General features: G+C 66.6%; 19 protein-coding genes and 3 pseudogenes. 12 read left to right on the top strand and 10 right to left on the bottom strand.

Going from position 1 to position 23,123, the window contains the following annotated elements:
* The first annotated feature begins 507 nt into the window (after positions 1-507).
* From IPK20_04795 to IPK20_04760, 8 genes and pseudogenes are all read left to right on the top strand, one after another.
* A pseudogene (locus IPK20_04795) lies at positions 508-1,484 on the top strand (ABC transporter permease).
* Positions 1,485-1,499: 15 nt separating this feature from the next.
* Positions 1,500-2,726, top strand: coding sequence for an amidohydrolase (locus IPK20_04790; GenBank protein MBK8016090.1), 1,227 nt, complete (start codon positions 1,500-1,502; stop codon positions 2,724-2,726).
* Positions 2,726-4,309: an ABC transporter substrate-binding protein gene (locus tag IPK20_04785; protein ID MBK8016089.1), complete on the top strand. Its 1,584-nt coding sequence runs from the start codon at positions 2,726-2,728 to the stop codon at positions 4,307-4,309. Before IPK20_04790 ends, IPK20_04785 begins: the two co-directional genes overlap by 1 nt.
* A gap of 16 nt (positions 4,310-4,325) precedes the next feature.
* Positions 4,326-5,282 carry an ABC transporter permease gene (locus IPK20_04780; GenBank protein MBK8016088.1) on the top strand — a complete coding sequence of 319 codons (957 nt, stop codon included), beginning with the start codon at positions 4,326-4,328 and terminating at the stop codon, positions 5,280-5,282.
* 3 nt (positions 5,283-5,285) lie between these two features.
* Entirely contained in the window at positions 5,286-6,299 is a 1,014-nt protein-coding gene (locus IPK20_04775; GenBank protein MBK8016087.1) for an ABC transporter ATP-binding protein, read from the top strand.
* Positions 6,296-7,291, top strand: coding sequence for an ATP-binding cassette domain-containing protein (locus IPK20_04770; GenBank protein ID MBK8016086.1), 996 nt, complete (start codon positions 6,296-6,298; stop codon positions 7,289-7,291). The genes IPK20_04775 and IPK20_04770 overlap by 4 nt, the downstream gene beginning before the upstream one ends.
* Positions 7,292-7,580: 289 nt before the next feature.
* Positions 7,581-8,015, top strand: coding sequence for a GFA family protein (locus tag IPK20_04765; protein ID MBK8016085.1), 435 nt, complete (start codon positions 7,581-7,583; stop codon positions 8,013-8,015).
* Between the two features lie 110 nt (positions 8,016-8,125).
* Entirely contained in the window at positions 8,126-8,851 is a 726-nt protein-coding gene (locus IPK20_04760; protein ID MBK8016084.1) for a hypothetical protein, read from the top strand.
* 31 nt (positions 8,852-8,882) lie between these two features.
* Here the strand turns inward: IPK20_04760 and ttcA are convergent, their stop codons facing one another.
* Positions 8,883-9,797 carry a tRNA 2-thiocytidine(32) synthetase TtcA gene (gene ttcA, locus IPK20_04755; GenBank protein ID MBK8016083.1) on the bottom strand — a complete coding sequence of 305 codons (915 nt, stop codon included), beginning with the start codon at positions 9,795-9,797 and terminating at the stop codon, positions 8,883-8,885.
* Positions 9,794-10,534, bottom strand: coding sequence for a pteridine reductase (locus tag IPK20_04750; GenBank protein ID MBK8016082.1), 741 nt, complete (start codon positions 10,532-10,534; stop codon positions 9,794-9,796). Before IPK20_04750 ends, ttcA begins: the two co-directional genes overlap by 4 nt.
* Positions 10,535-10,759: 225 nt before the next feature.
* Between IPK20_04750 and IPK20_04745 the strand changes: the two genes are divergently transcribed.
* The 4 genes and pseudogenes from IPK20_04745 to IPK20_04730 all read left to right on the top strand — a co-directional run bounded on the left by IPK20_04745 (position 10,760) and on the right by IPK20_04730 (position 16,522).
* Entirely contained in the window at positions 10,760-11,815 is a 1,056-nt protein-coding gene (locus IPK20_04745; GenBank protein MBK8016081.1) for an SAM-dependent methyltransferase, read from the top strand.
* A 204-nt stretch (positions 11,816-12,019) separates the two neighbouring features.
* Positions 12,020-14,032: pseudogene (locus tag IPK20_04740) on the top strand (DUF1926 domain-containing protein).
* Positions 14,033-14,309: 277 nt separating this feature from the next.
* The gene (locus IPK20_04735) at positions 14,310-14,699 is read left to right on the top strand and encodes a ribosome-associated translation inhibitor RaiA (GenBank protein MBK8016080.1); all 390 of its coding nucleotides are present in this window, start codon (positions 14,310-14,312) and stop codon (positions 14,697-14,699) included.
* A gap of 92 nt (positions 14,700-14,791) precedes the next feature.
* Entirely contained in the window at positions 14,792-16,522 is a 1,731-nt protein-coding gene (locus IPK20_04730; GenBank protein ID MBK8016079.1) for a dihydroxy-acid dehydratase, read from the top strand.
* Between the two features lie 79 nt (positions 16,523-16,601).
* Here IPK20_04730 and IPK20_04725 read toward each other — a convergent pair whose 3' ends face one another.
* The 8 genes and pseudogenes from IPK20_04725 to IPK20_04690 form a co-directional block, all read right to left on the bottom strand.
* Positions 16,602-17,759, bottom strand: a complete 1,158-nt coding sequence (locus tag IPK20_04725) for an alpha-D-ribose 1-methylphosphonate 5-triphosphate diphosphatase (protein MBK8016078.1) — start codon at positions 17,757-17,759, stop codon at positions 16,602-16,604.
* 7 nt (positions 17,760-17,766) lie between these two features.
* Positions 17,767-18,176: pseudogene (locus IPK20_04720) on the bottom strand (hypothetical protein).
* Entirely contained in the window at positions 18,169-18,963 is a 795-nt protein-coding gene (gene phnE, locus IPK20_04715) for a phosphonate ABC transporter, permease protein PhnE (GenBank protein ID MBK8016077.1), read from the bottom strand. Before phnE ends, IPK20_04720 begins: the two are co-directional and overlap by 8 nt.
* Positions 18,938-19,726: a phosphonate ABC transporter ATP-binding protein gene (gene phnC / locus IPK20_04710; GenBank protein ID MBK8016076.1), complete on the bottom strand. Its 789-nt coding sequence runs from the start codon at positions 19,724-19,726 to the stop codon at positions 18,938-18,940. The genes phnE and phnC overlap by 26 nt, the downstream gene beginning before the upstream one ends.
* 14 nt (positions 19,727-19,740) lie before the next feature.
* A complete protein-coding gene (gene phnD / locus IPK20_04705; GenBank protein MBK8016075.1) occupies positions 19,741-20,610 on the bottom strand; it encodes a phosphonate ABC transporter substrate-binding protein in 870 nt (289 codons plus the stop codon).
* 178 nt (positions 20,611-20,788) lie between these two features.
* Entirely contained in the window at positions 20,789-22,201 is a 1,413-nt protein-coding gene (locus IPK20_04700) for a beta-lactamase family protein (protein MBK8016074.1), read from the bottom strand.
* A 31-nt stretch (positions 22,202-22,232) separates the two neighbouring features.
* Positions 22,233-22,589 (bottom strand): arsenate reductase, encoded by a 357-nt coding sequence (locus IPK20_04695; GenBank protein MBK8016073.1) that lies wholly within the window; start codon positions 22,587-22,589, stop codon positions 22,233-22,235.
* 4 nt (positions 22,590-22,593) lie between these two features.
* On the bottom strand, positions 22,594-23,070 hold the full coding sequence (locus tag IPK20_04690; protein ID MBK8016072.1) for a cupin domain-containing protein: 477 nt from the start codon (positions 23,068-23,070) through the stop codon (positions 22,594-22,596).
* Positions 23,071-23,123 lie beyond the last annotated feature (53 nt).

Here is a 23,123-nt window from a genome sequence, read left to right as displayed (position 1 = left end):
GCTCCCTGCGAGTGAGGTTCCGTGAAAGATCTCGTCTTCGCCCCGGGACTTCACACGCACGGGGCGGCGCTCGTTGGCCTCGTTCAGGACCTCCACCGCGAGAACCTGCCCCTCGGTGACAGCCTCGACCTCCATGGCCCAGCGGGCCGGGACGTAGCCGGACTTCACCCAGTTGCTGACCACGGCGCGGTCGAGCTTGAAGCGCCGGGCCACTTCGGCCTGGCTGCCGAAGAGTTGGACGAGTCGTTCAGCGCAGTTCATGGAAAGGATCGAAAACGAGCTAGGGCTGGACTTTGCCTTATCAAAATTATTTTGACAAGCCGAACGCGGCAAGGGTTATTGAGGGTCGATCCGGGGGCGCGTGCCCCGCGCAGGGGCGCGCGTTGACGCTCCCGGGCGCATTGGGCACCATCCCCGCAACCATCTCCAGAGGGTCGGCGCGGCCGGCCGCGGTCCTTTCCGCATGAGCCGCGGCGGAAACAGGACCGCGCCGTCCGTGCGCACTCCATGCTCGCTTTCTCGATCCGGCGACTCGCCCAGGCCGTGGCCGTCATGCTGACCGTGGGCCTGATCGCGTTCTCCCTGTTCCGCTTCGTGGGCGACCCGGTCGTGTTCATGCTGGGCCAGGATGCCACGCCGGAGGAGCGCGCCGCCATGAGCGCCGACCTGGGCCTCGATCAACCGTTCCACGTCCAGTATGTCCGCTTTCTCGGCCGCGCCGTGCAGGGAGACTTCGGCATGTCGCTGCGGCAGATGCGCCCGGTGTCCGTGCTCTTCGTCGAACGTCTGCCGGCCACGCTGGAGCTGTCGCTCGCCGCCGCGATCTTCGCCCTGGCCGTCGGCATCCCCATGGGCGTGCGCACCGCGCTTGCCCCCCGCTCGTGGTCGAGCCAGATCTTTCTGGTGGTGTCGCTGATCGGCGTGTCCCTGCCGACGTTCGTCATCGGCATCCTGCTCATCCTGGTCTTCGCGGTGCAGCTCGGCTGGCTGCCTTCCTTCGGCCGCGGCGAGACCGTCGCGCTGGGTGGTGGTCCACGGGTCTGCTGAGCGTCTCGGGTCTCAAGGCGCTGATCCTGCCGGCCATCACGCTCGGGCTGTTCCAGATGACCCTGATCATGCGGCTCACGCGTTCGGAGATGCTGGAGGTGCTGCGCGCCGACCACATCCGCTTCGCCCGGGCGCGCGGCCTGACCGACCGCGCGGTGCACCTGCGGCACGCGCTGCGCAACACCCTGGTGCCGGTCATCACGGTGGCGGGGCTGCAACTCGGCTCGATCATCGCGTTCGCCATCATCACCGAGACCGTGTTCCAATGGCCCGGCATGGGCCTGCTGTTCATCCAGTCGGTGATGTTCGCCGACGTGCCGGTCATGGCAGCCTATCTCTGCCTGATCGCGCTCATCTTCGTGCTCATCAATCTGGCCGTCGATCTGCTGTACCACGCCGTCGACCCGCGACTCAAGTTCGACCGGGCGGCCGCCTGAAACGAGGACACCACCATGACCACTCCCGTCGATTACATCCGCCGCTACCACGACGACCTGATTGCCGTGCGCCGCGACATCCACATGCATCCGGAACTGGCCTTCCAGGAATCCCGCACCGCGGGCATCGTCGCCCAGCGGCTCGCGGACCTGGGACTCGAGGTCCACCGCGGTCTCGCCGGCACCGGTGTGGTGGGCGTCATTCCCGGGCGAAGCAACACGAACGGCCGGTCCGTCGGACTGCGCGCGGACATGGACTGCCTGCCGATGCACGAGGCCGGCGACAAGCCGCACGCCTCGCGCACCGCGGGCAAGATGCACGCGTGCGGCCACGACGGCCACACGACGATGCTGCTGGGTGCGGCGCGCTACCTGTCCGAGACGCGCAATTTCGACGGAACGGTCTATGTGATCTTCCAGCCGGCCGAGGAGCACGGCGGCGGCGGCGGCGTGATGGTGCGCGACGGCCTGTTCGAGCGCTTTCCCGCGAACGAGGTGTATGCCCTGCACAACTGGCCGCAGCTGCCGGCCGGCAAGATGGCAGTCAGACCCGGCCCCGTGATGGCCGCCACGGACGAGATCCAGATCACCGTGCGCGGGCGCGGCGGCCACGGCGCGCTGCCGCACCTCACCGTGGATCCCGTCATCGTGGCCGCGCACATCATCACCGCGCTGCAGACCATCGCCAGCCGCAACGTGTCTCCGGTGGACGCGGTGGTGGTGAGCATCTGTTCCATGCACACGAGCCAGACAGGCGCCCACAACGTGATCCCCGATGCCGTGCACCTGCTGGGCACATTGCGCACGTTCCGGTCGGAGACGCGGGACCTCGCCGAGCGGCGCATCCACGAGGTGGCGGCAGGCGTGGCGCTCGCGCTCAACGGGTCCGCCGAGGTGCAGATCAACCGCGGTTATCCGGCCACGGTAAACAGCGCAAGAGAGGCGGAGTTTGCCGCCCGCGTGGGAGAACAGGTCTTCGGCGTCGTGAACGTGGTGCGCGATGCGGACCCCACCATGGGCGCGGAGGATTTCGCGTACTTCCTGCAGGAACGCCCAGGGGCCTATGTATTCCTCGGCCAGGGCGGTTCGGATGGCGGATGTTTCCTGCACAACCCGCACTACGACTTCAACGACGCGGTGATTCCGCTCGGCGCCGGCTATCTCGCGTCGCTGGCCGAGGCGGCCCTTCCCCTGGCCGGATCCCGGTCCTCCGCGGACGTCGCTGCGCTGGAGATCGTCTGATGATCGCTCGACGAATCGCCGCGGCCCTCGTCACGGGTCTTGTCGCGCTGTACATCGGCACCGCACCCGCCGGAGCGAAGACCTTCCGCTTCGCGAACCAGGGAGATGCGCTGTCCGTCGACCCGTACATGCACAACGAGGCGGTGCTGCTGTCACTCACCGGAAACGTCTATGAAGGCCTGACAGGCCGCGGAAAGAAATTCGAGCTGACGGCCGAGCTGGCGACGGACTGGAAGCAGACGTCGCCCACGGTCTGGCGATTCAACCTGCGCAAGGGCGTGAAGTTCCACGACGGCAGCCCCTTCACCGCAGACGACGTCGTGTTCAGCTTCGAGCGGGCACGCGGGGAAGGCTCCGACGTGCGCGTGTACGTCGCCGGCATCAGAGAGATCCGCAAGGTCGATACGCACGCGGTGGACATCGTGACGCAGGAACCCTTCGCGATCCTGCCGCAGAACATCAGCCGCTGGTACATCATGTCCAAGGCGTGGTGCGAGAAGCACAACGCGGTGAAGCCGGTGGACGTGCGCAAGGGCACCGAGAACTACGCAAGCACGCACGCCAACGGCACCGGGCCCTTCATGCTGAAAACGCGCGAGCCGGGAGTGCGCACGACCTTCGCCCCGAACCCGGACTGGTGGGCGAAGGCGGAGCACAACGTGACCGAGGCGATCTTCACGCCGGTGGGCAACGACGCCACGCGCGTGGCCGCGCTCATCAGCGGGGAGATCGACATGGTCGACCCCGTGCCGCTGCAGGACGTGCCGCGGGTGAAGGGCAGCCCGGCCCTGCAGATCATGCAATCGCCGGAACTGCGCACGATCTTCCTGGGCATGGACCAGAAGCGCGACGAACTCCTGTTCTCGAACGTGAAAGGGCGCAACCCGCTGAAGGACCGGAAAGTGCGCCAGGCGTTCTACCAGGCCATCGACATCGAGGCCATCCGCACGCGGATCATGCGCGGCGTATCCACGCCCACGGGGCTGATGGTGGCGCCGGGCGTGCAGGGCTTCGTGCCCGACATGAACAAGCGCCTGCCCTACGATCCCGACGGCGCACGCAAGCTGCTCGCCGAAGCCGGCTATCCGTCGGGTTTCGAGGTCGGCATGAACTGTCCGAACGACCGTTACGTGAACGACGGCGAGATCTGCCAGGCCATCGCCTCCATGCTGGCGAAGGTGGGGGTGAAGGTGAATCTCGTGGCCGAGCCCAAGACGCTCTTCTTCCCCAAGGTGCTCTCGCGCAACGTGTCGTTCTACCTCGCCGGATGGACGCCCACCAGCCAGGACAGTCACAACGCCCTCTACGCACTGATGTCGACTCCGGGCGAAGCCGGCCAGGGCCAGTTCAATGGCGGTGCGTACTCGAACCCGCGGGTCGACGACCTGACCCGCCGCATCGGCGCGGAGAACTACGCGAACAAGCGGAACGCGATGATCGCGGAGGCGTTCAAGATCCATCAGGACGAGATCGGCCACATCCCCCTGCATCAGCAGCCGATCACGTGGGGCATGAAGAAGTCGGTGGAGATGGTCCAGACCCCGGACAACTTCGTCTACCTCCGCTGGGTCACGGTGAAGTGATGGTGCCGCCCGGCCGATGAGCGATCCCGCCGCATCGCAGAGTGCCGGCGCGGCGGTCGCTCCCGGCGTGCTGCGGCGCTGGTTCGACTCCGATCTCGTCTGGTCGCTGCGCCATTCGCCCGTCGCGATCGGCGCAGGAACCGTCGCGTTCGTGATTCTGTTCGGCGCCGCGTTCGCCTCGTGGCTTGCGCCGCACGACCCCTTCGATCTGGCGTCGCTGGAGCTGATGGACGCCCTCACGCCGCCCGCGTGGTTCCCCGAGGGCCGTTCTGCCTATCTGCTCGGCACCGACGATCAGGGGCGCGACGTGTTCTCGTCCATCCTGCACGGCAGCCGCATTTCCATCGTCGTCGGATTCGCCTCCGTGCTGGTCGCGATGGTGCTGGGCGTTGTCCTGGGGCTGATCGCGGGATACGCAGGCGGAGCGGTCGACGCCTTCATCATGCGAGTCGCCGACGTGCAGCTGTCGTTCCCTGCCATTCTCATCGCGCTGCTGATCGATGGCGTCGCCCGCGTCGTGCTGCCGGATGCTGCGCAAGGCGGGCACGCCCTTCTGGTGCTGGTGATCGCCATCGGACTGTCCGGCTGGGTGCAATACGCACGCACCGTGCGCGGTTCGACCATGGTCGAGCGGCGGAAGGAGTACGTGCAGGCGGCACGGGTGATCGGCCGCCATCCTCTGGCGATCATGCTGTTCCACGTGCTGCCCAACGTGCTGGGGCCGGTGCTGGTGATCGCGACCATCCATCTCGCGACCGCCATCATCACCGAGGCGACGCTCAGTTTCCTGGGCGTGGGCATGCCCATCACCACGCCTTCGCTCGGCACCCTCATCCGCATCGGCAACGATTTCCTCTTTTCCGGCGAGTGGTGGATCACGGTGTTCCCGGGCGCGGCGCTGGTGTTGCTGGTGCTGTCCGTGAACCTGCTGGGCGACTGGCTGCGCGACGCGCTCAATCCACGGCTGCACTGACCCATGACCGCCTTGCTGGAAGTGCGCAACCTGCGTGTGGAGTTCGTCACGCGCCGCGGCACGCTCGTGGCCATCGACGACCTGTCGTTCGCCCTGGCCCCCGGCGAGATCCTGGGCGTGGTGGGCGAGTCCGGTGCCGGCAAGTCCGTGACGGGCACGGCGATCCTCGGGTTGCTGGAAGCGCCGGCCCGCATCGCCGGAGGCGAGATCCGGCTCGAAGGCAGGCGCATCGACGGTCTGCCCGCGGGGGAGATGCGGCGCATCCGCGGCAAGCAGATCGGTGCCATCTTCCAGGACCCGCTCACCGCACTGGACCCGCTCTTCACCGTGGGCGATCAGCTCGTCGAGACGCTTTGCACGCATCTGCCCCTGTCGGCCCGGGAGGCCAGGGCAAAGTCCTTGTCGTTGCTGGCGGAGGTCGGCATACCCGCCCCCGAGACCCGTATCGACCAGTACCCGCACCAGTTCTCCGGCGGGATGCGCCAGCGCGTGGTGATCGCGCTCGCCCTGTGTGCACAGCCGCGTCTGGTGATCGCGGACGAACCCACCACCGCGCTCGACGTGTCGACGCAGGCTCAGATCATCGCGCTGCTGAAGAAGCTCGCTCGCGCGCACGGCACGGCGGTGATCCTCATCACGCACGACATGGGGGTGATCGCGGAAACGTGCGATCGCGTGGCCGTCCTGTACGCCGGCCGTCTGGCGGAGATCGGCAATGCGCGCGACGTGATCCATGCGCCCAGGCATCCCTACACGCGCGGTCTGATGGGAGCGATCCCCCGGCTGGGTGCGCTTTCCGAGCGGCTGCCCCAGATCCCCGGCGCGATGCCCCGGCTGGATGCGATTCCCGCCGGCTGCGCGTTCCACCCGCGCTGCTCGGAACGGTTGGACGTCTGCAGCGTCGACCGGCCGGGCACCGTCGCCACGGAGCGGGGCGAGGTCGCTTGCTGGCTGCATCGCCACGAGATAGGTGATCTGCAGCAATCCGCAGCTTGCGAACGCACCGAGCCAGGATGAGTCCCGTGGACGCGCCTCCCACCCTGATCTCCTTCGACCGGGTCGGTCGGGACTTCGACGTTTCGCGACCGTGGCTCGAGCGCACGCTCGGACGCCTGCCGCGCAAGACGCTGGTGGCCGCGGACGAAGTCTCGTTCGAGATCCCCAGAGGCCGGACGCTGGCGCTCGTGGGCGAATCCGGATGCGGCAAGTCGACGGTCGGCCGTCTCGCCGTGGGCCTGTATTCACCGACGCGCGGCCGCGTACTCTTCGACGGTCGGGACATCTCCCGGTCGCGCGGTCCGGAACTGGCGGGCATGCGCCGCCGGATGCAGATGATCTTCCAGGATCCCCACGCAAGTCTGAATCCCCGCTGGCGCGTGGAGGACATCGTGGCGGAGCCGCTGCGTGTGCTGGGCCTCGTGACCTCGCGGGCCGAAGGCCGGCGGAAGGTCGGCGAACTGCTGGAACAGGTCGGCCTGTCCGCGGCCGACGCCCGCAAGTTCCCGCACCAGTTCTCCGGCGGACAGCGCCAGCGGATTTCGATCGCCCGGGCGTTGTCGTCTTCCCCGGAGTTTCTCGTTTGCGACGAGCCGACCTCGGCGCTGGACGTCTCCGTTCAAGCCCAGGTGCTCAACCTGATGCGGGATCTGCAGGCCCGGCTGGGACTCACCTACCTCTTCATCTCGCACAATCTCGCCGTGGTCGAGTACGTGGCCGACACGATCGGCGTCATGTATCTCGGCCGCATCGTGGAACTGGGTCCGGCGACGGACATCCTCGAGCGGCCCGTCCACCCCTACACGCGGATGCTGCTCGCGGCCATCCCCAATCTCGAAATGACCGGGATCGCCCGAACGCCGGTGGCCGGCGAGGTGCCGAATCCGATCGACCGGCCCACGGGGTGCGCATTTCACCCGCGATGCCCGGAGGCGGGTGAGCGCTGCCGCGCGGCCGCCCCCGACCTGTTGCCCGACGGCGACCGTCGAGCCGTCGCGTGCTGGGCGGCTTGATCGCTGCACGGGATTTCCGGCCACCGGTGGTCCGTCCGTCGATTCGGCCGTCGAGTTCCCCGGTGTGAAGGTCTCGGGCGGCATTCCAGCGGTTCCCCTGCGGTCCCTGGCGAGGGCACCGACCTTGTACTCCTGGAACCGCATTGCGCAATGGCAGGGATGACGCCGCCGACTCGCACGGGAAGGCACCAGGTGGCGCCGGATGTTGCGGTCGGCCGGGCCGCCGTTTACATTGACTTGGATCGCGGTCGATCGACGCGGCGATACATTCAAATATGGGAGAGAGCAAATGAGCGACAGCAACACCTACCAGGGCGCCTGTTTCTGCGGCGCGGTCAAGTTCCAGGTCACCGGGGCCCCGGTGGCCGCCGGATACTGCCACTGCGATTCCTGCCGGAAGTGGTCGGCCTCGCCGATCAACGCGTTCTCCCTGTGGAAACCGGATGCCCTGCAAGTGACCCAGGGCGAGGACAACATCGGCACCTACAACAAGACCGAGCGCAGCTTCCGCAAGTGGTGCAAGACCTGTGGCGGCCACATCTTCACGAGTCATCCGGAACTCGGACTCGTGGATGTCTACGCCGGGGTGATTCCCGACTTTCCCTTCGAACCGCACCTGCACGTGTTCTACGAAGAGACCGTGCTGCACGTCAAGGACGGCCTGCCCAAGATGGCGGACATTCCGGCGGACTTCGGCGGTACGGGAAAGACGCTGCCGGAGTGACGGCCTGCGCCGGACTCGCCTGACTGGCCCGGCGATTGCATTCCGGCAGAGACGTTCGAGCCCTGCCAGGGAGCGGGGCCTGTTCACAACAACAAAGGAGATCCAAGAAGATGAAAGCCTTCCCCTGGGTGACCGCTTCGATCGGCGCCGCCATGCTGGGCGCGGCGTCCCTCGGCGCACATGCCGAACTTTTCGGACCCACGCCCTATGCGAAGTTCTCCGACAGTCCCTTCGCCAGCGTGCCCGATCTGGTGGTCCGCGACTTCGAGGATGGAAACACGTCGTTTCCCGGCGTGACGTTCTCCACGGGCTGGATCCATTCCGGTCCCGGCATCTATTCCGATTCCGTGGATGGCGACGACGGCGCGCTGGACGGTTCCGGGCTGGCCGGAAGTGCCCTCTATTCGGGCAATTCCCAGTACGTGCTGACCGTGACCTTCGATGCGGCCGGCCTGGGGGGCGCTCTGCCCACTCACGTGGGCATCGTCTGGACCGACGTGGGCAATGTCTGGTCCGGGACGACCGGGTACGGCGAGGTTCATTTCGCCGCGAAGGACGGATCGGACGCGACGCTCGTGTCCACGGCCTGGATCCCCGTGGGCGACGGGAATGCCCAGGGCGGCACGGCCGAGGACCGCTTCTTCGGCGTGACGAACGCCGGTGGCGTGAAATCCATCACCCTGACCATGTACAACAGCTACGACTGGGAAGTGGACCACCTGCAGTACACCACCGCCCCGGTACCGGAACCTGGCACATGGGCGTTGGGCGCCGCAGGGGGCTTGTTGCTGGCGGGCCGGCTGGCTGCCCGCCGGGGAAGAAAGCCCGCGAAGTGACCCGTGGAGGTCCGATGCCGCGCAGGTGGCGTCAGACCTCCACGATCCTGAGCCGGGACGGGACGGACGGCACGAGTACCGGATCGTCGAAGAGCGTGTCGCCGTCCGGCTCCGCCTCCCCGGTGGGTTCGAGCGCGGCGAAGTCGTGCAGCGCGGTATCGGCGAGATGGGAAGGGACCACGTTCTGCAGGCTGCGGAACATGGTCTCGATCCGCCCCGGAAACCGCTTGTCCCAGTCAGCCAGCATCTGCTTGATCTGCTTTCTCTGCAGGTTCTCCTGCGATCCGCACAGGTCGCACGGAATGATCGGAAACTCCCTCAGTTCGGCATAGGCCGCGAGATCCTTCTCGGCGCAGTACGCGAGCGGCCGGATCACGATGTGGCGGCCGTCGTCCGAAACGAGCTTGGGCGGCATGCCCTTGATCTTGCCGCCGTGGAACATGTTGAGGAACAGCGTCTCCAGCATGTCTTCGCGGTGGTGGCCCAGCGCGATCTTGGTGGCGCCCAGCTCCCCGGCGACGCGATAGATGACGCCCCGCCGCAGCCGCGAACAGAGCGAGCACATCGTCTTGCCCTCGGGGATCACGCGCTTCACGATGGAGTGCGTGTCCTGCCTCTCGATGTGGAAGCGAACGCCCCGCTCGGCGAGGTAATTCGGCAGGATGTCGGCCGGGTAGCCGGGATGCGCCTGGTCCAGGTGCATGGCGATGACTTCGAAGTCCACCGGCGCACGCCCCTGGAGCGACAGCAGGATGTCCAGCAGTCCGTAGCTGTCCTTGCCGCCGGACAGGCAGACCATCACGCGGTCCCCCGCCTCGATCATCCGGTAATCGACGATGGCTTCCCCTGCCTGACGGCGCAGGCGCTTCGCCAGTTTGTTGCCCTCGAAGCGGTCCTTGCGGGAATCGGCAGCGTTGCCGCTCGACTGATCCATATCCTTCCTCATAAGTGCACACTGCGCCCGCCGTCGACGGCGATGATCTGGCCAGTGATGTAGGGAGCGTCCTCGATCAGGAATCGCACCGTCTTGGCGATGTCGCCCGGTTCGCCGACACGCTTGAGCAAGGTGGTGCTCACGATGCGGTGGCGAGCAAGTTCGTCCGACCAGGTCTCGTCTTCCGGCCAGAGGATCGCACCGGGGGAGACTCCATTGACTCGCACCTCCGGCCCCAGTTCGCGAGCCAGGGAACGCGTGAGCGACATCAATCCGCCCTTCGCCGCGTTGTACACCACATAGTTCTTCATCGGCCGGTCGGCGTGGATGTCCACGATGTTCACGATGCAGCCCTCGGTCTTCCGCAGGTGAGGGGCCGCGGCCTGGGACAGAAACAGCGGCGTCTTGAGGTTGGTGCCGATGAGGTCGTCCCACTGCGCTTCGGTGATGTCGCCCACGGGGGTGGGGAAGAAGCTGGAAGCATTGTTGACGAGCACGTCGAGCCGGCCGAAGTGGCCCACGGTTTCGTGAACGAGCGAGGGCAGATGCGCGATGTTGAGCAGGTTCGCCTGGACGATCGCCACCGACTCGGGCCGCGTCTCGTTGAGTTCCGCCTGCAGGGCGCGGGCGTCGTCGCCGGACGAGTGGAAGTGGATCATCAGCTTCGCACCTCGCGCATGCAGCGCCCGGCAGATGGCAGCGCCAACGCGGCGGGCGCCGCCCGTGATGAGTACGACCTTGTCGTGCATGTCGTCCGGGAAGAGGGATTTCGCGAGGGACGGATCCATGGTCGGGATCCACGGCGCTCCCGAAGCGGCGGGAAGCGTTTATAGTCGATTCTACGCCAGCTCCCCTCCGCTCCCTTGCCGCCGCCGCCCGTCCCGTCCTCCCTGACCCCTTCCGCAGACGCGGCCGCGCACAGCGAGCGGCTCGTCCGGCGCATCGTCAACGAGATCGAGGATCGGGGTGGATGGATGGGGTTCGACCGCTACATGGAGCTGGCCCTGTACGAACCGGGACTGGGCTACTACGCGGGCGGCAGCACCAAATTCGGAGGCAGCGGCGACTTCGTCACGGCGCCCGAGATCTCCTCGCTGTTCGGACGCGCGCTGGCGCGTCAGTTGGCCGAAGTGATTGCCGCCACGCGCGGCGACATCCTGGAACTGGGTCCCGGCACGGGTGCGCTGGCCGCCGACATCCTGACCGAACTCGATCGTCTGGGGGTTCTCCCGGGCCGTTACCGCCTGTTGGACGTGAGCGCCGAGCTGCGTGCCCGTCAGCAGGGCCGGTTGAATGGGCTGGCGCCGGAACTTCGGGACCGGGTGGAGTGGGTGGACCGGCTCCCCGACGAGATTCGCGGAGTCGTTCTGGGCAACGAAGTGCTGGATGCGCTTCCCGTGCGTCTGGCCGAGTGGACAGACGACGGCGTCTTCGAACGCGGAGTCGCCTGGGGCACGGAAGGTTTCCGCTGGGCCAGAGGCGGCCCCTGCGACGGTGAGTTGGCGCTGGCTTTGCAGGGCATCGAGGTGCCGCCGCCTTACGTCACCGAAGTCGGCCTGCAGGCCCGGGCGCTCGTCGCGACGCTGGCGGAACGGCTGCACGCCGGTGCCCTGATCCTGATCGACTACGGCTTCGGGTCAGGGGAGTTCCACCACCCCCAGCGTTCCCAGGGCACGCTCATGTGCCACTACCGACATCACGCCCACGGCGACCCCTTCCATCTGCCCGGTCTGCAGGACATCACCGCTCATGTGGATTTCACGGCCGTGGCCACGGCGGGCGTCTCGCACGGTCTGTCCCTGGCCGGGTATACGACCCAGGCTCACTTCCTCGTCAACTGTGGCATCACCGAGTTGCTCGCCGAGGCCGCTCCGTCCGGGTCACGCAGTTACCTCGCCTTGGCGGCACAGGCTCAACGCCTGTTGAGCCCCTCGGAAATGGGCGAACTGTTCAAGGCCCTGGCTCTCGTCCGGGGCCTGGAGCGCCCGCTCACCGGATTCGCCCATGGGGATCTGTCCCGTCTGCTCTGAGGGGTCGCCCCCGGTCCCCGCCGGCAGCCGGACGCACTGCCGCGGAGCGCGGCATGTGCCGATTTGCGTCCCGATGCACCGCAGCAGACCGGCGGCGCTCGAGTTTCCGCCCGCCATGCCGTTGTGGTCCCTCGGGTGCGATTCCTGCGCAACCCGGGGCTCGCGGCCCTTCCTCATCCGCCCCTTCGAGCGAACCAGCCTTTCATGACCTCCACCGTTTCCCTGCTGTTCGGCGTCCACGCGCATCAACCGGCCGGCAATTTTCCTTCGGTCGTGGACGAAGCGCACGAGAAGTCCTACGGACCTTTCCTGCGCGTCGTGCACCGCTATCCGGAATTCCGCTTCGCGGCCCACTTCAGCGGCTGGCTGCTGGAATATCTGCTGGAGCGGTTCCCGGAAGACATGGCCCTGTTGCGAGAGATGGTGGAACGGGGCCAGGTGGAGCTGTTCGGAGGAGGCGACATGGAGCCGGTGCTCGCGTCGATTCCCTACCGGGATCGCGTGGGACAGGTCAACGCGCTGTCGAAGCGGCTGGAGGAGGCCTTCGGGCAGCGTCCCGGAGGGGCATGGCTGACGGAACGTGTCTGGGAAGCCACGGTCGTTCCCGCCCTGGCGGACGCGGACATCGAATACGTGACCGTGGACGACTATCACTTCGTCTGCGCCGGCCGCGACCTTGCCGAATTGACAGGCTACTTCTCCACGGAAGAGGACACGCGCCGGCTGGATCTCTTTCCCATTTCGGAACAGCTGCGCTACCGCATCCCCTTCGCCCCGGCGGTGGAAACCGTGCGGTATCTCGAGTCGCTGGCCGTCGAAGGCCGGGAGGTCGCCGGCATCTACTTCGACGACATCGAGAAGTTCGGCATCTGGCCCGAGACCTACGACTGGGTGTACGGCAAGCGCTGGCTCGAGGATTTCATCGAGGCGGTGCTCGCCTCGAACACGGTGCATCCATGCCACTTCGGCGAGTTCCGCGCGCAGCAGGCCACCCGAGGTGTGGTCTATCTGCCCACCACGTCCTACATCGAGATGGGCGAATGGACGCTTCCCGCGCATCGCGCCGACGATCTCGCGGAACTCGTCGCGCAGCAGAAGGGTCAAGGGCAGTACGAGCGCTTCAAGCCCTTCCTTCGTGGAGGCATCTGGCGCAATTTCCTTTCGCGCTATCCGGAAGCGAACTGGATGCACAAGCGGATGCTGTCACTCTCGGATCGCGTGGCGGCGCTCGAACCGGCCGCACGCACGCCCGGAATCGTAGACCGGCTCTATCGAGCGCAGGCCAACGACGGTTACTGGCACGGCCTGTTCGGCGGGATCTACCTGCCGCATCTGCGCCGCGCCATCTGGAATGCAATCGTCGGCCTGGAACGCGATCTCGACCGGCTGAGTCCGCGCTCGGACGTGGTGGTGCAGGACCTGGACTTCGACGGCTGCGACGAAGTGTTCCTGCATACCGCGCACCTGCAGGCGGTGGTCAGGAACGATGCCGATGCGGCGTTGTGCGAGCTGTCGAGTTACGACCTGTCGCACAACTTCGCTGACACGCTGACACGGCGGCGCGAACACTACTATCGCAATCTCGCCAGGCGTGACGAACACGCCTCACAGCACGGCGGCATCGCATCGGCTCACGACCGGGTGGCCTTCCGTCACGAGATCCGTCCGGAAGACACGGTTTCCGACGACCGCCTGCGAAGCTGCTTCCTCGACAGCGTCGTCGACGAAGGTGAAGAGCTGCACCCTTGCTATGCCCGCGTGCCGGGCACCGACGCGGAGTTCGCCGCCGGGCTGTCGCACGGACATGTCACCAAGACCTAAGCACTGGAGGGAAACCGCCTTCGTGCCGCCTATGTGATCGAACTCACTCACGCGTCCGAGTTCCGGGTGCAGCTCAATCTGGCGATGCCCAGCTGCGACGGATTCCTCGGACGCATCGGCCGCAACGGTGTCGTCGCTGGCGGGTTCGGCGAACCGATGGACCACGGGTCTCCGGCCGAGCTGTTGCTCGAGGACGGCGTTCTGGGCGGCCATGTGTCCGTGCGCGCGCAGCCGGCAGCGCGCATGACCAGCGCGCCGCTGCACACGGTGTCCCAGTCGGAAGCAGGGTTCGAGAAGATCATGCAGGCACTGACGACGAATCTTGCTTGGTCATTGCCGGTGGGACGCACGCGCATCGACGTGGAATTGCGATTCGGCACGGCTGCGCAAACGTAACGATTTGTTGCGCACGGAGCAGTTGTTCGCACGATGCGACAGGGGCATGATTGACGCAGGAGCGTCGTGCTGACCCAGCAAGTTTGCGTACGCGGGAAACCGTGTATGTGTGAGGGCCAATGCCGGCACGGCCGGCGGATTTTTCGAAGGAGGAGCGGCAGCCCGCAGCCAACGGGCATGGACGAACCGGTGCGCCGGTGAACGTCAGCAACAGGAAACACGCGGAGCACGCCGGGTGTGCTCCGGATCGAAGTCAGGCTCCAAGGAGGAATAACGCATGCAAACTCCGCTGCAGATCACTTTCCGCGATGTGCCACATTCCGACGCGATGGAAACGCACATACGGGAAAAAGCCGCGAAGTTGGAGTCCCTCTTCTCGCCGATCATGGCGTGCCACGTCAAGGTCGAACTTCCCCACAAGCACAAGCACCAGGGCAAGCATTTCTGCGTGAGCCTGGATGTCCGGGTTCCGGGTGCCGAGCTGGTCGTCAATCATCACCGCCACGAAGACGCCTACATCGCCCTGCGCGATGCCTTCGATGCCGCCAAGCGGCAGCTGGAGGACCATCACCGACGAGTGAGAGGCGGCGTCAAGCATCATGCCGGAGGCAGGGCGCTCGTCGCGCACCTCGCGGCTGCAGAGACCCCGGAGATGATCAGCGCCTGAGGCGCTCGCCACTTCCAGGAAATGGCGGCCTGCGGGCCGCCATTTTCTTTGGCACGCGCGATAATCGCGGCCTGCATCCCGGAGGAGCATCCATGACGCAACGCAAGAAGACGCCCGAGCAGCTGCGCTCGAACCGCTGGTATGGCCCGCAGGATCTGCGCAGCTTCGGCCACCGGTCCCGCACGCTGCAGATGGGCTATTCGCACGAGGACTACAAGGGCAAGCCGGTCATCGCGATCATCAACACCTGGAGCGATGTGAGCCACTGCCACTCGCACTTCAAGGAGCGCGTCGAGGACGTGAAGCGCGGGGTGTGGCAGGCCGGTGGATTTCCCCTGGAAATGCCGGCGATCACGCTTGCCGAGACACTGCAGAAGCCCACGACGATGATGTACCGCAACTTCCTCGCGATGGAGACGGAGGAGTTGCTCCGGTCCTACCCCGCCGACGGCTGCGTGCTGATGGGCGGTTGCGACAAGACCGGTCCGGCGCTGCTGATGGGCGCCATCAGCATGAACCTGCCGGCCATCTTCGTCCCGGCGGGACCCATGCTCACGGGCCGCTGGGCCGGCAAGACGCTGGGCTCCGGATCGGACGTGTGGAAGTACTGGGACGAATTGCGTGCCGGAAACATCACCGCGCGCGACTGGAAGGAGATCGAGGAAGGCATCTCGCGCTCCGCCGGCACCTGCATGACCATGGGCACGGCATCCACCATGACCAGCATCATCGAGACGCTGGGGTTCAGCCTGCCGAATGCCGCCGCGATTCCGGCGCCCGATTCCAACCATCCGCGGATGGCCTCCAACAGCGGACGGCGCATCGTCGACATGGTGTGGGAGGACCTGAAGCCTCGCGACATTCTCACGCCGCGCTCCATCGACAACGCGATCAAGGTGCTGATGGCCCTGGGCGGTTCCACGAATGCCCTGATCCACGTGATCGCCATCGCGCGTCGTGCCGGCATCGATCTGCCCCTCGACCACTTCGAGGAGATCGGCCGCCATTCGCCCTATCTCGTGAACATGCGGCCCGCCGGCAAGTACCTGATGGAGGACTTCTACTATGCCGGAGGCCTCGTTGGCCTCCTCGAGGGCATGCGGGCTCTGCTGGATGTGGATGCCCTGACCTGCACCGGCAGGACGCTCGGAGAGAACGTCGCAGGCGCCAAGATCTACGAGAGCGACGTGATCCGGACGCCGGCCGATCCGATCCGCCCCGACGGAGGCCTGGTCGTATTGCGGGGCAATCTTGCGCCCGACGGCGCGGTGATCAAGGCCAATGCGGCGGACCCGCGCCTGTTGCAGCATTCGGGCAAGGCCATGGTGTTCGAGGACTACAACGACATGGCGGCCCGCATCGACGATCCGGCACTTGATGTCGATGCGGACTCCGTGCTGATCCTCCGCAACGCAGGTCCGCTGGGCGGACCGGGAATGCCCGAATGGGGCATGCTGCCGATCCCGAAGAAACTGCTGAAGCAGGGCGTGCGCGACATGGTGCGAATCTCCGATGCCCGCATGAGCGGCACCAGCTACGGGACATGCGTGCTGCACGTGGCGCCCGAATCGTGGATCGGCGGTCCGCTCGCGCTGGTCAGGACAGGAGACATCGTCGAGCTTGACGTTCCGGGCAGACGCCTCGACCTCAAGATCAGCGACGAGGAAATGAGCGCCCGCCGCGCAGCCTGGGAGCCGCATCCACCGCGCTACGCCCGTGGCTTCGGCGCGATCTTCAGCCAGCACGTCTCGCAGGCCAACGAGGGTTGCGACTTCGACTTTCTCGAAGGCACCCAGCCCACGCCAGATCCCGAGATCCACTGAGCGGCGCGAGCCGGCTGCAGCCCTTCGCTCGCAGCCGGCTCTTCCTGCTGCTGCCTGGAGAGCCCGATCGATGCCCTGCTCAGCCCGGGTAGCGGGCGCGATATGTCAGCCTGCCAGCGCACCAGGCATGCGTGGCCTGCGGTGTGCCCTGGATGTCCCTCACGGCAATGAGATCCGCCCGCAGCCCCGGTGCGATCTCACCGCGATCACCGAGGCCTGCTGCAAGCGCGGGTGCACGGGTGACCATGCGGATCGCTTCCCATAGAGGCATGCCGGTGAGAGAGGGCAGCCTCATCGCCGCGGGGAGCATCGTCGCGGGCGCGTAGTCCGCACACAGGCAATCGGCAACACCGGCGCGAACCGCTTCCAGAGCACGCATGTTTCCGGACTGGCTGCTGCCGCGCAGGATGTTGGGCGCACCGAAGACCGTCGAGAGACCCAGCCTGCGTGCCTCCGTGGCCGCCTCGAGATTCACCGGGAATTCGGAGACGCTGACGCCGAGCGCCTTCATGCCGGCGACCCGCTGGCCGCTGTCGTCATCGTGGCTTGCGAGGCAAACGCCACCTCTCCGTGCCTGCGCGGCGAGCGCGTTCACGCGCTCGGTGGCAGCTTCTCTCGAGACGATCTTGTCGAGCGCCATCCGCTCCGCTTCCTCCGGCGTCCGGTTGTATGTGCGGACCACGTAATCGCGGTAGGACTCCAACGTCTTGAACTGTCCCTGCCCGGGCGAGTGGTCCATGAACGACAGCAGCTCCAACGCCGATTCGTCCAGCAAGGCCGCGAGCACCGGCGCACCTGCCGGATCGGTGATCTCGTAGCGCGCGTGCACACGATTGTCGACCAGCGAATTGCGGTAGGCATGCACGGCCCGTATCGCATCGGCCGCCATGTCCACGTTGCGCACCCCCAGTTCGTCGTGTGCGAACGACAGCGCGTGATAGACCGTCGTGATGCCGGCGCAAGCGTTTCGCTTGTCGGCATTGGCAATGGCGAACGCCAGCGGGAAGTGCACGCCGGGCCGCGGTTCGATCTCCTTCTCCAGCGCGTCGCAATGCAGATCCACCAGACCGGGCATGAGCCACTGACCTTCCAGGTCGACGACTTCCGCGCCCCGAGGAGCCCGCTCGGGTTCGACAGCCGCAATGTGGCCGTCCTCCAGGAGCAGGGACGCGTCGTCCACAACGCCATCCGGCAGGACGATCTTCGCGCGCGTGATGCAGGTCAGTCCGGCTCGCATGGGCTCCTCAGTGCAGCCGGCCTCTGAGCCAGGTGGAAAGGGCATCGATACCGACGATGGTGACGAGCATCACGATGATGAGCGCTGAGGACTGACCGTAGTCGAACAACCGCAACAGATTCCGGGCAGCCAGAGGCGCCACGAAGAAGGCGACCCCAGGGCCAGGGCCGTGCCCCAGAGCGCCGTGGCCAGCGTCTGCAACATGAGCGTCGCGTAATGGCCGATCCGGGAGAAATCAGGCGAACCGTAACGGCCGAAGTACTCGACCATGTCGTCGACGCCGTAGAGCAGATCCTCGAGCGCCATGTCGAGGTCGCGCACCGCGAGCCAGAGGATGCCGAGGGCGGCGGAGAACCACAGCGGCAGAAGACTGCGCGGGCGCGCGGGAAGCGGCTGCGGCGCCGCAGGCTCACCCATGAATGACACGGGAACGGATCCGGTCCGATGCGCGATCGAGAAGCGTCACGCACAGGTAGATGGCGCCGGCGATGGGGAGCAGCCGGTCATAGTCGAACATGCGCATGGCCATCACCATGTCGTAGCCGATGCCGCCGGCACCGACGAGCCCCAGAATGGCGGCGGCGCGGACATTGTGGTCCAGCACGTAGAGCGTGGACCCCAGCAGATCGGGGAGAGCCTGCGGAAGTATCGCGAAACCGAATACCTGGAGCCGTCGCGCGCCATGTGCGGACACCCCCTCGACCGCGCGCGAATCCACCACTTCCACCGATTCGGCGAACACCTTGCCCATGAATCCCACGGTCACGACAGCGAGTGCCAGGATGCCGGGCAGCGGCCCCAGCCCCACGGCCGAGACGAACACGAGCGCCCAGACGAGTTCGGGCAACGCGCGGATGAGCGACAGAACGCTTCGTGAGCACCAGAACACGGCCGGATGAGGCGATACGGTTCGGGCCGCCAGCAAGGCGAAGGGGATGGACAACACCAGCGCGACGGCCGTCGCGATGAGCGCGAGCTCCACGGTTTCCAGCATGCGCCGCCCGAGCTGCGGGAGATAGGTCCAGTCTGGCGTCGTCCAGAGATGCCCCAGGAACTCGGCCATGCGACCCACCGCGCCGGTCGAGGTTCCGGTCCCGATCTCGACGAGCGGGGCGGTGGCGACAAGCATCGTCAGCACCACCACCGCGGCCACGGAGATCCGCCGGGACGGGCGCCCGTCAGGCGTGGAGAACCGGTATCGCATCGGGGACCGCTTCCCCGGCGTGCCCGCCGGCACCGCGCAGATAGACACGGCGAAGAACATCGTCGGTCAGGGCGGCGGGAACGCCGTCGAAAACCAGCTCGCCGCGGTGGAGGCCGAGAACGCGATCGGCATACTGCCGGATGAGGTCGACCTGATGCAGACTCACCACCACGGTGATGCCGTCCTGCCGGTTGATCTCCCTCAGGAGATCCATGATCTCGAGCGCCGTGACCGGATCGAGACTGGCGACCGGTTCGTCCGCGAGGATGACTCGCGGCTGTTGCGCGAGCGCCCGCGCGATGCCCACCCGTTGCTGCTGCCCGCCCGAGAGTTTGTCCGCCCGCTGCCACGCCTTGTCGACGAGGCCCACGCGCGACAGCGCGTGGCGCGCGATCTCCACGTCCTCGTGGCGAAAGAGGTACAGCAGACTGGCCAGGGAAGAACGGTGGGACAGGCGCCCGGTCAGCACGTTGGCCATGACCGACAGACGTCCGACCAGATTGAACTGCTGGAAGACCATCCCCGTACCCGACCGGATCGAGCGCAGGGTCCCGGCATCCAGCGTCAGGCCATTCACGACGATGTGCCCCGTCGAGGCCGTCTCGAGCCCGTTCACGAGCCGGATGAAGGTCGACTTGCCGGCGCCCGACGATCCCATGACCGCCACGAACTCGCCGGGCTCGATGGCGACGGACAGGGGCGCCAGCGCCAGCAGCCCGTTCGGATAGCGCTTGCTGACGCCCTGGAACTCGATTGCCGGCATGGCCGCAAGCCCCGTTACTTGAGCATCTGCTCCTTCGTGAGGCCCAGTTCCTTCGCCATGTCACGGATCGACTGGTACTCGGCGGAAGTGACGGTCACGTACTTCGACAAGGGCACGTATCCGGAAATGTCCGTCTCCTGATGAGCGTTCAGGATCGCCTCCAGCACCTTCTTCTTGAGTTCCGGCGCGAGATCGGCACGGTACGCGAGCGGTGGTCCCGGTATGGGGGATGACTGGGCGATGACGCAGTTCGTATCCCGGCCGATCAGCCCCTTCGCCACCATCCGCTCGTAGGTGATGTCGGCATCGGCCGCCGCGTCCACCGTGCCGTTCTTCACCGCGAGTTCGGCGGCGTCATGGGTGCCCGCATAGATGAACTTGCCGAAGTAGGCCTGCGGCATCTGGCCCGTCTCGCGCTTGACCATGAAAGTCGGCACCAGTCCGCCTGACGTGGAGGCCGGGTCGACGAAGGCGACGCTCTTGCCCTTGAGGTCCTTGATGGAGCGGATACCGCTGCCGCACCGCGCGACGATCACGCTCTTGTACGAGGCCGAAGTCGTGCCGGCCCGGATCCCGACCGCGAAGGCCTCCGCCCCCGCCTCCTGCTCGGCGAGGATGTAGGACATCGGGCCGAAGAAGGCGATGTCCACGCGCTTCTTGCGCATCGCCTCGATCACGCTCGTGTAGTCGGTCGCCGTGAAGATCTTCACGTGCTCGCCCAGCTTGTGCTCCAGATATCCGCGCATGGGCTCGAAGCGCTTCAGCATCTCTTCGTTGTTCTCGGCCGGCACGAGGCCGAGCACCAGGTCACGCGACCAGGCGGCTCCTGCACCGGCGGCGAGAATCGCGGCGAGCACGAGACCGGAAATGCGATGTCTGCACATGAAGCGGGCTCCTTCGGTTTTGGACAGGCCGCGCGATGATGTCACGGTCGCTTCGAATGCGCGATGACTAAGGTCAGGTCTTGGCGCCTGCTGGACGCAAGGCGCCGCGTGCCCCGGTGGGCACGGCTCCCCCCCCGCGCGGTCTTCGCGCATGCCGCCTGCTGCAGAGGGGCGCTCCCTACTCCGCTTTCACCGCCTGCAGAACATCGGCGACGAGCTGGTGGGCGTGGAACCGCTTGCCGTCGGGGTCCACTCCGGTTCGCACGACGACCAGGTCGTGGCCCGGCACGACCGTGACGTATTGCCCCTTGTTGCCCGCCGTGGAAAATGTGCCGGGCGGCACGCCGGGCATCCGGTCGAACAGCCAGAACTGGGCACCGTAGCCCCACTGGCCGGCTTGCGGCGGCTTCGAAGGCGCGGGCGTCGACGCGAATTTCACCCAGCCTTCGGGAAGCAGGCGCCTGCCGTTCCAGACGCCGTCGGCCGCGAGAAACAGACCGAAGCGGGCGAGATCGCGAGCGGTCGTGTAGGTCTGGCTGGAGGCGACAAAGTTGCCCAGGTGATCGATCTCCATGGTCGTGTGGTGCATGCCCAGGGGAAGCAGCAACTCGTCGTACGGAAAGCGCAGATACCGGAAGTCGTCTGCCAGCACGTGCTTCAGTGCGCGCATCAGCAGCAGCGTGTCGTTGTTGGCGTACTTCCAGCGCTTTCCGGGCTCCGCTTCGAGGGGAGTCGTGGTCGCCGCGCTGATGACGTCCTGCCCGCCGAAGTAGATGGCGCTGGTGTTCGGCCCGCCGCTCAGCAGTCCGCTCGACATCCACAGCAGGTGCTTGTACGTGATGGCCTGCCGGGGATCGCCGGGATAGGACCATTCCGGGATGTCCGCCGGCGCATCGAGGTTCAGCAGGCCCTGTCTCGCAGCAATGGCCAGCAGCGCGGCCGTCATGCTCTTGGTCGTGGACCACGTGCGGTACCCGGAGCGGATGCCGAAACCGGGGCGGTAGCGCTCGGCGATGATGCGTCCGCCGCGCAGAACGATGACCGAGGTCGTGACCACGCCTTCCTTTTCGGCGTACGCCTTCGGATCGAAGGCGCGGTCCAGTACGGGTGCCAGGCCCGGATATGCCGGATCGAGGCCCGACGCGGGAATGTCGACACGGTCGCCCGCGGGAAACGGCACCGAACCGAGATCGGGCGCGGGCTCCCGGTGCACGTAGGGCAGCCGGGGAATGTCGCCGGTGTTCCAGTGCGGAGGCAGGATCGTGCAACCCATGGTGTCCCGGAACACGGCGGTGCGGACGATCGTTCCGTCGGCGCTCGCGGCGGTCACCAGCTTTCGCCGCTCGTCGATCACGGGAGCGGGATAGCCGGGCAACGCCACGTCCACCAGTTCGACCTTGGTGATGTCGTCGAGCGGCCGGCCCATCAGGAAGTGCGCGGAGCACGTGAACAACGCGCGGTAACCGGCGACGATCAGCGGTTCCATGTCGTCCGCGATGCCGGCGGGCCGCTGGTAAGGCGGTGTCGCCGACGCGGCACTGCCGAACGACAGCCCCAGGAACAGCGTAAGACCCCACATCCGCTTCGACATCCTGCCTCCGTTCATCGCCGTGATGGCGGTTTCAATCGTGCACGCCGAGACGGCGTGCGAAGGTGGCCTCGTCGAATCCCACCCATACTTCGTTTCCGCTCTCGACGACGGGACGCTTGATAGCGGAGGGGTGCGCGAGGAGCAGCGCGACCGCGCCGGCGGGCGTGTCGGCTCGAGCCTGGACTGCGGCCTCGAGTTTCCGCCAGGTGGTGCCGCGACGGTTCACGACCGTGTCGGCACCCAGACGTTCGCACCAGCGTTCGATCGCTTCCCGCGCAGGCGGCGTCTTCTTGAAGTCGACGAACTCGTAGGCGATGCCGTGCGCGTCCAGCCACGCCCGGGCCTTCTTGACCGTGTCGCAGTTGGCGATGCCCAGCACCCGGATCATGGCGTCAGGCTTTCGGCGCGCTATGGAGGTCGTCCACCCAGTGCACCGTCTCGGGCTGTTCCACGACCGGGATGTCGAGGTTCACCACGACGGGATCCTGGCCGCTGCGGCACAGCACGCACGACAGCGGCTCGGTATCCGACGCGTTGATCTCCTGGTGCGGCACGAACGGCGGCACATAGATGAAATCGCCCGGCCCGGCTTCCGCCGTGAATTCGAGCTTGTCTCCCCAGCGCATGCGCGCCTTGCCGCTCACCACGTAGATCACGCTTTCCACCGGACCATGGTGATGGGCGCCGGTCTTGGCCTTGGCGTGGATCACCACCGTGCCGGCCCACAGCTTCTCGGCACCGCAGCGAGCGTGGGTGATGGCAGCGGCACGGTTCATCCCTTGCGTCTGAGGCGTGTTGACATCCAGGTCCGCGCCATTGACGACGCGCACGCCGTGGAATTTCCAGTCGGAGACTGCGCTGTCGGACATGTTCGATTTCCTCTCCCCGGGGGAATGTGTGATGGATGTGCGCGACCGCGCCG

Source organism: Betaproteobacteria bacterium (assembly GCA_016713305.1).
Lineage (GTDB): Bacteria > Pseudomonadota > Gammaproteobacteria > Burkholderiales.
This window is presented reverse-complemented; position numbering and strand designations above follow the sequence as displayed.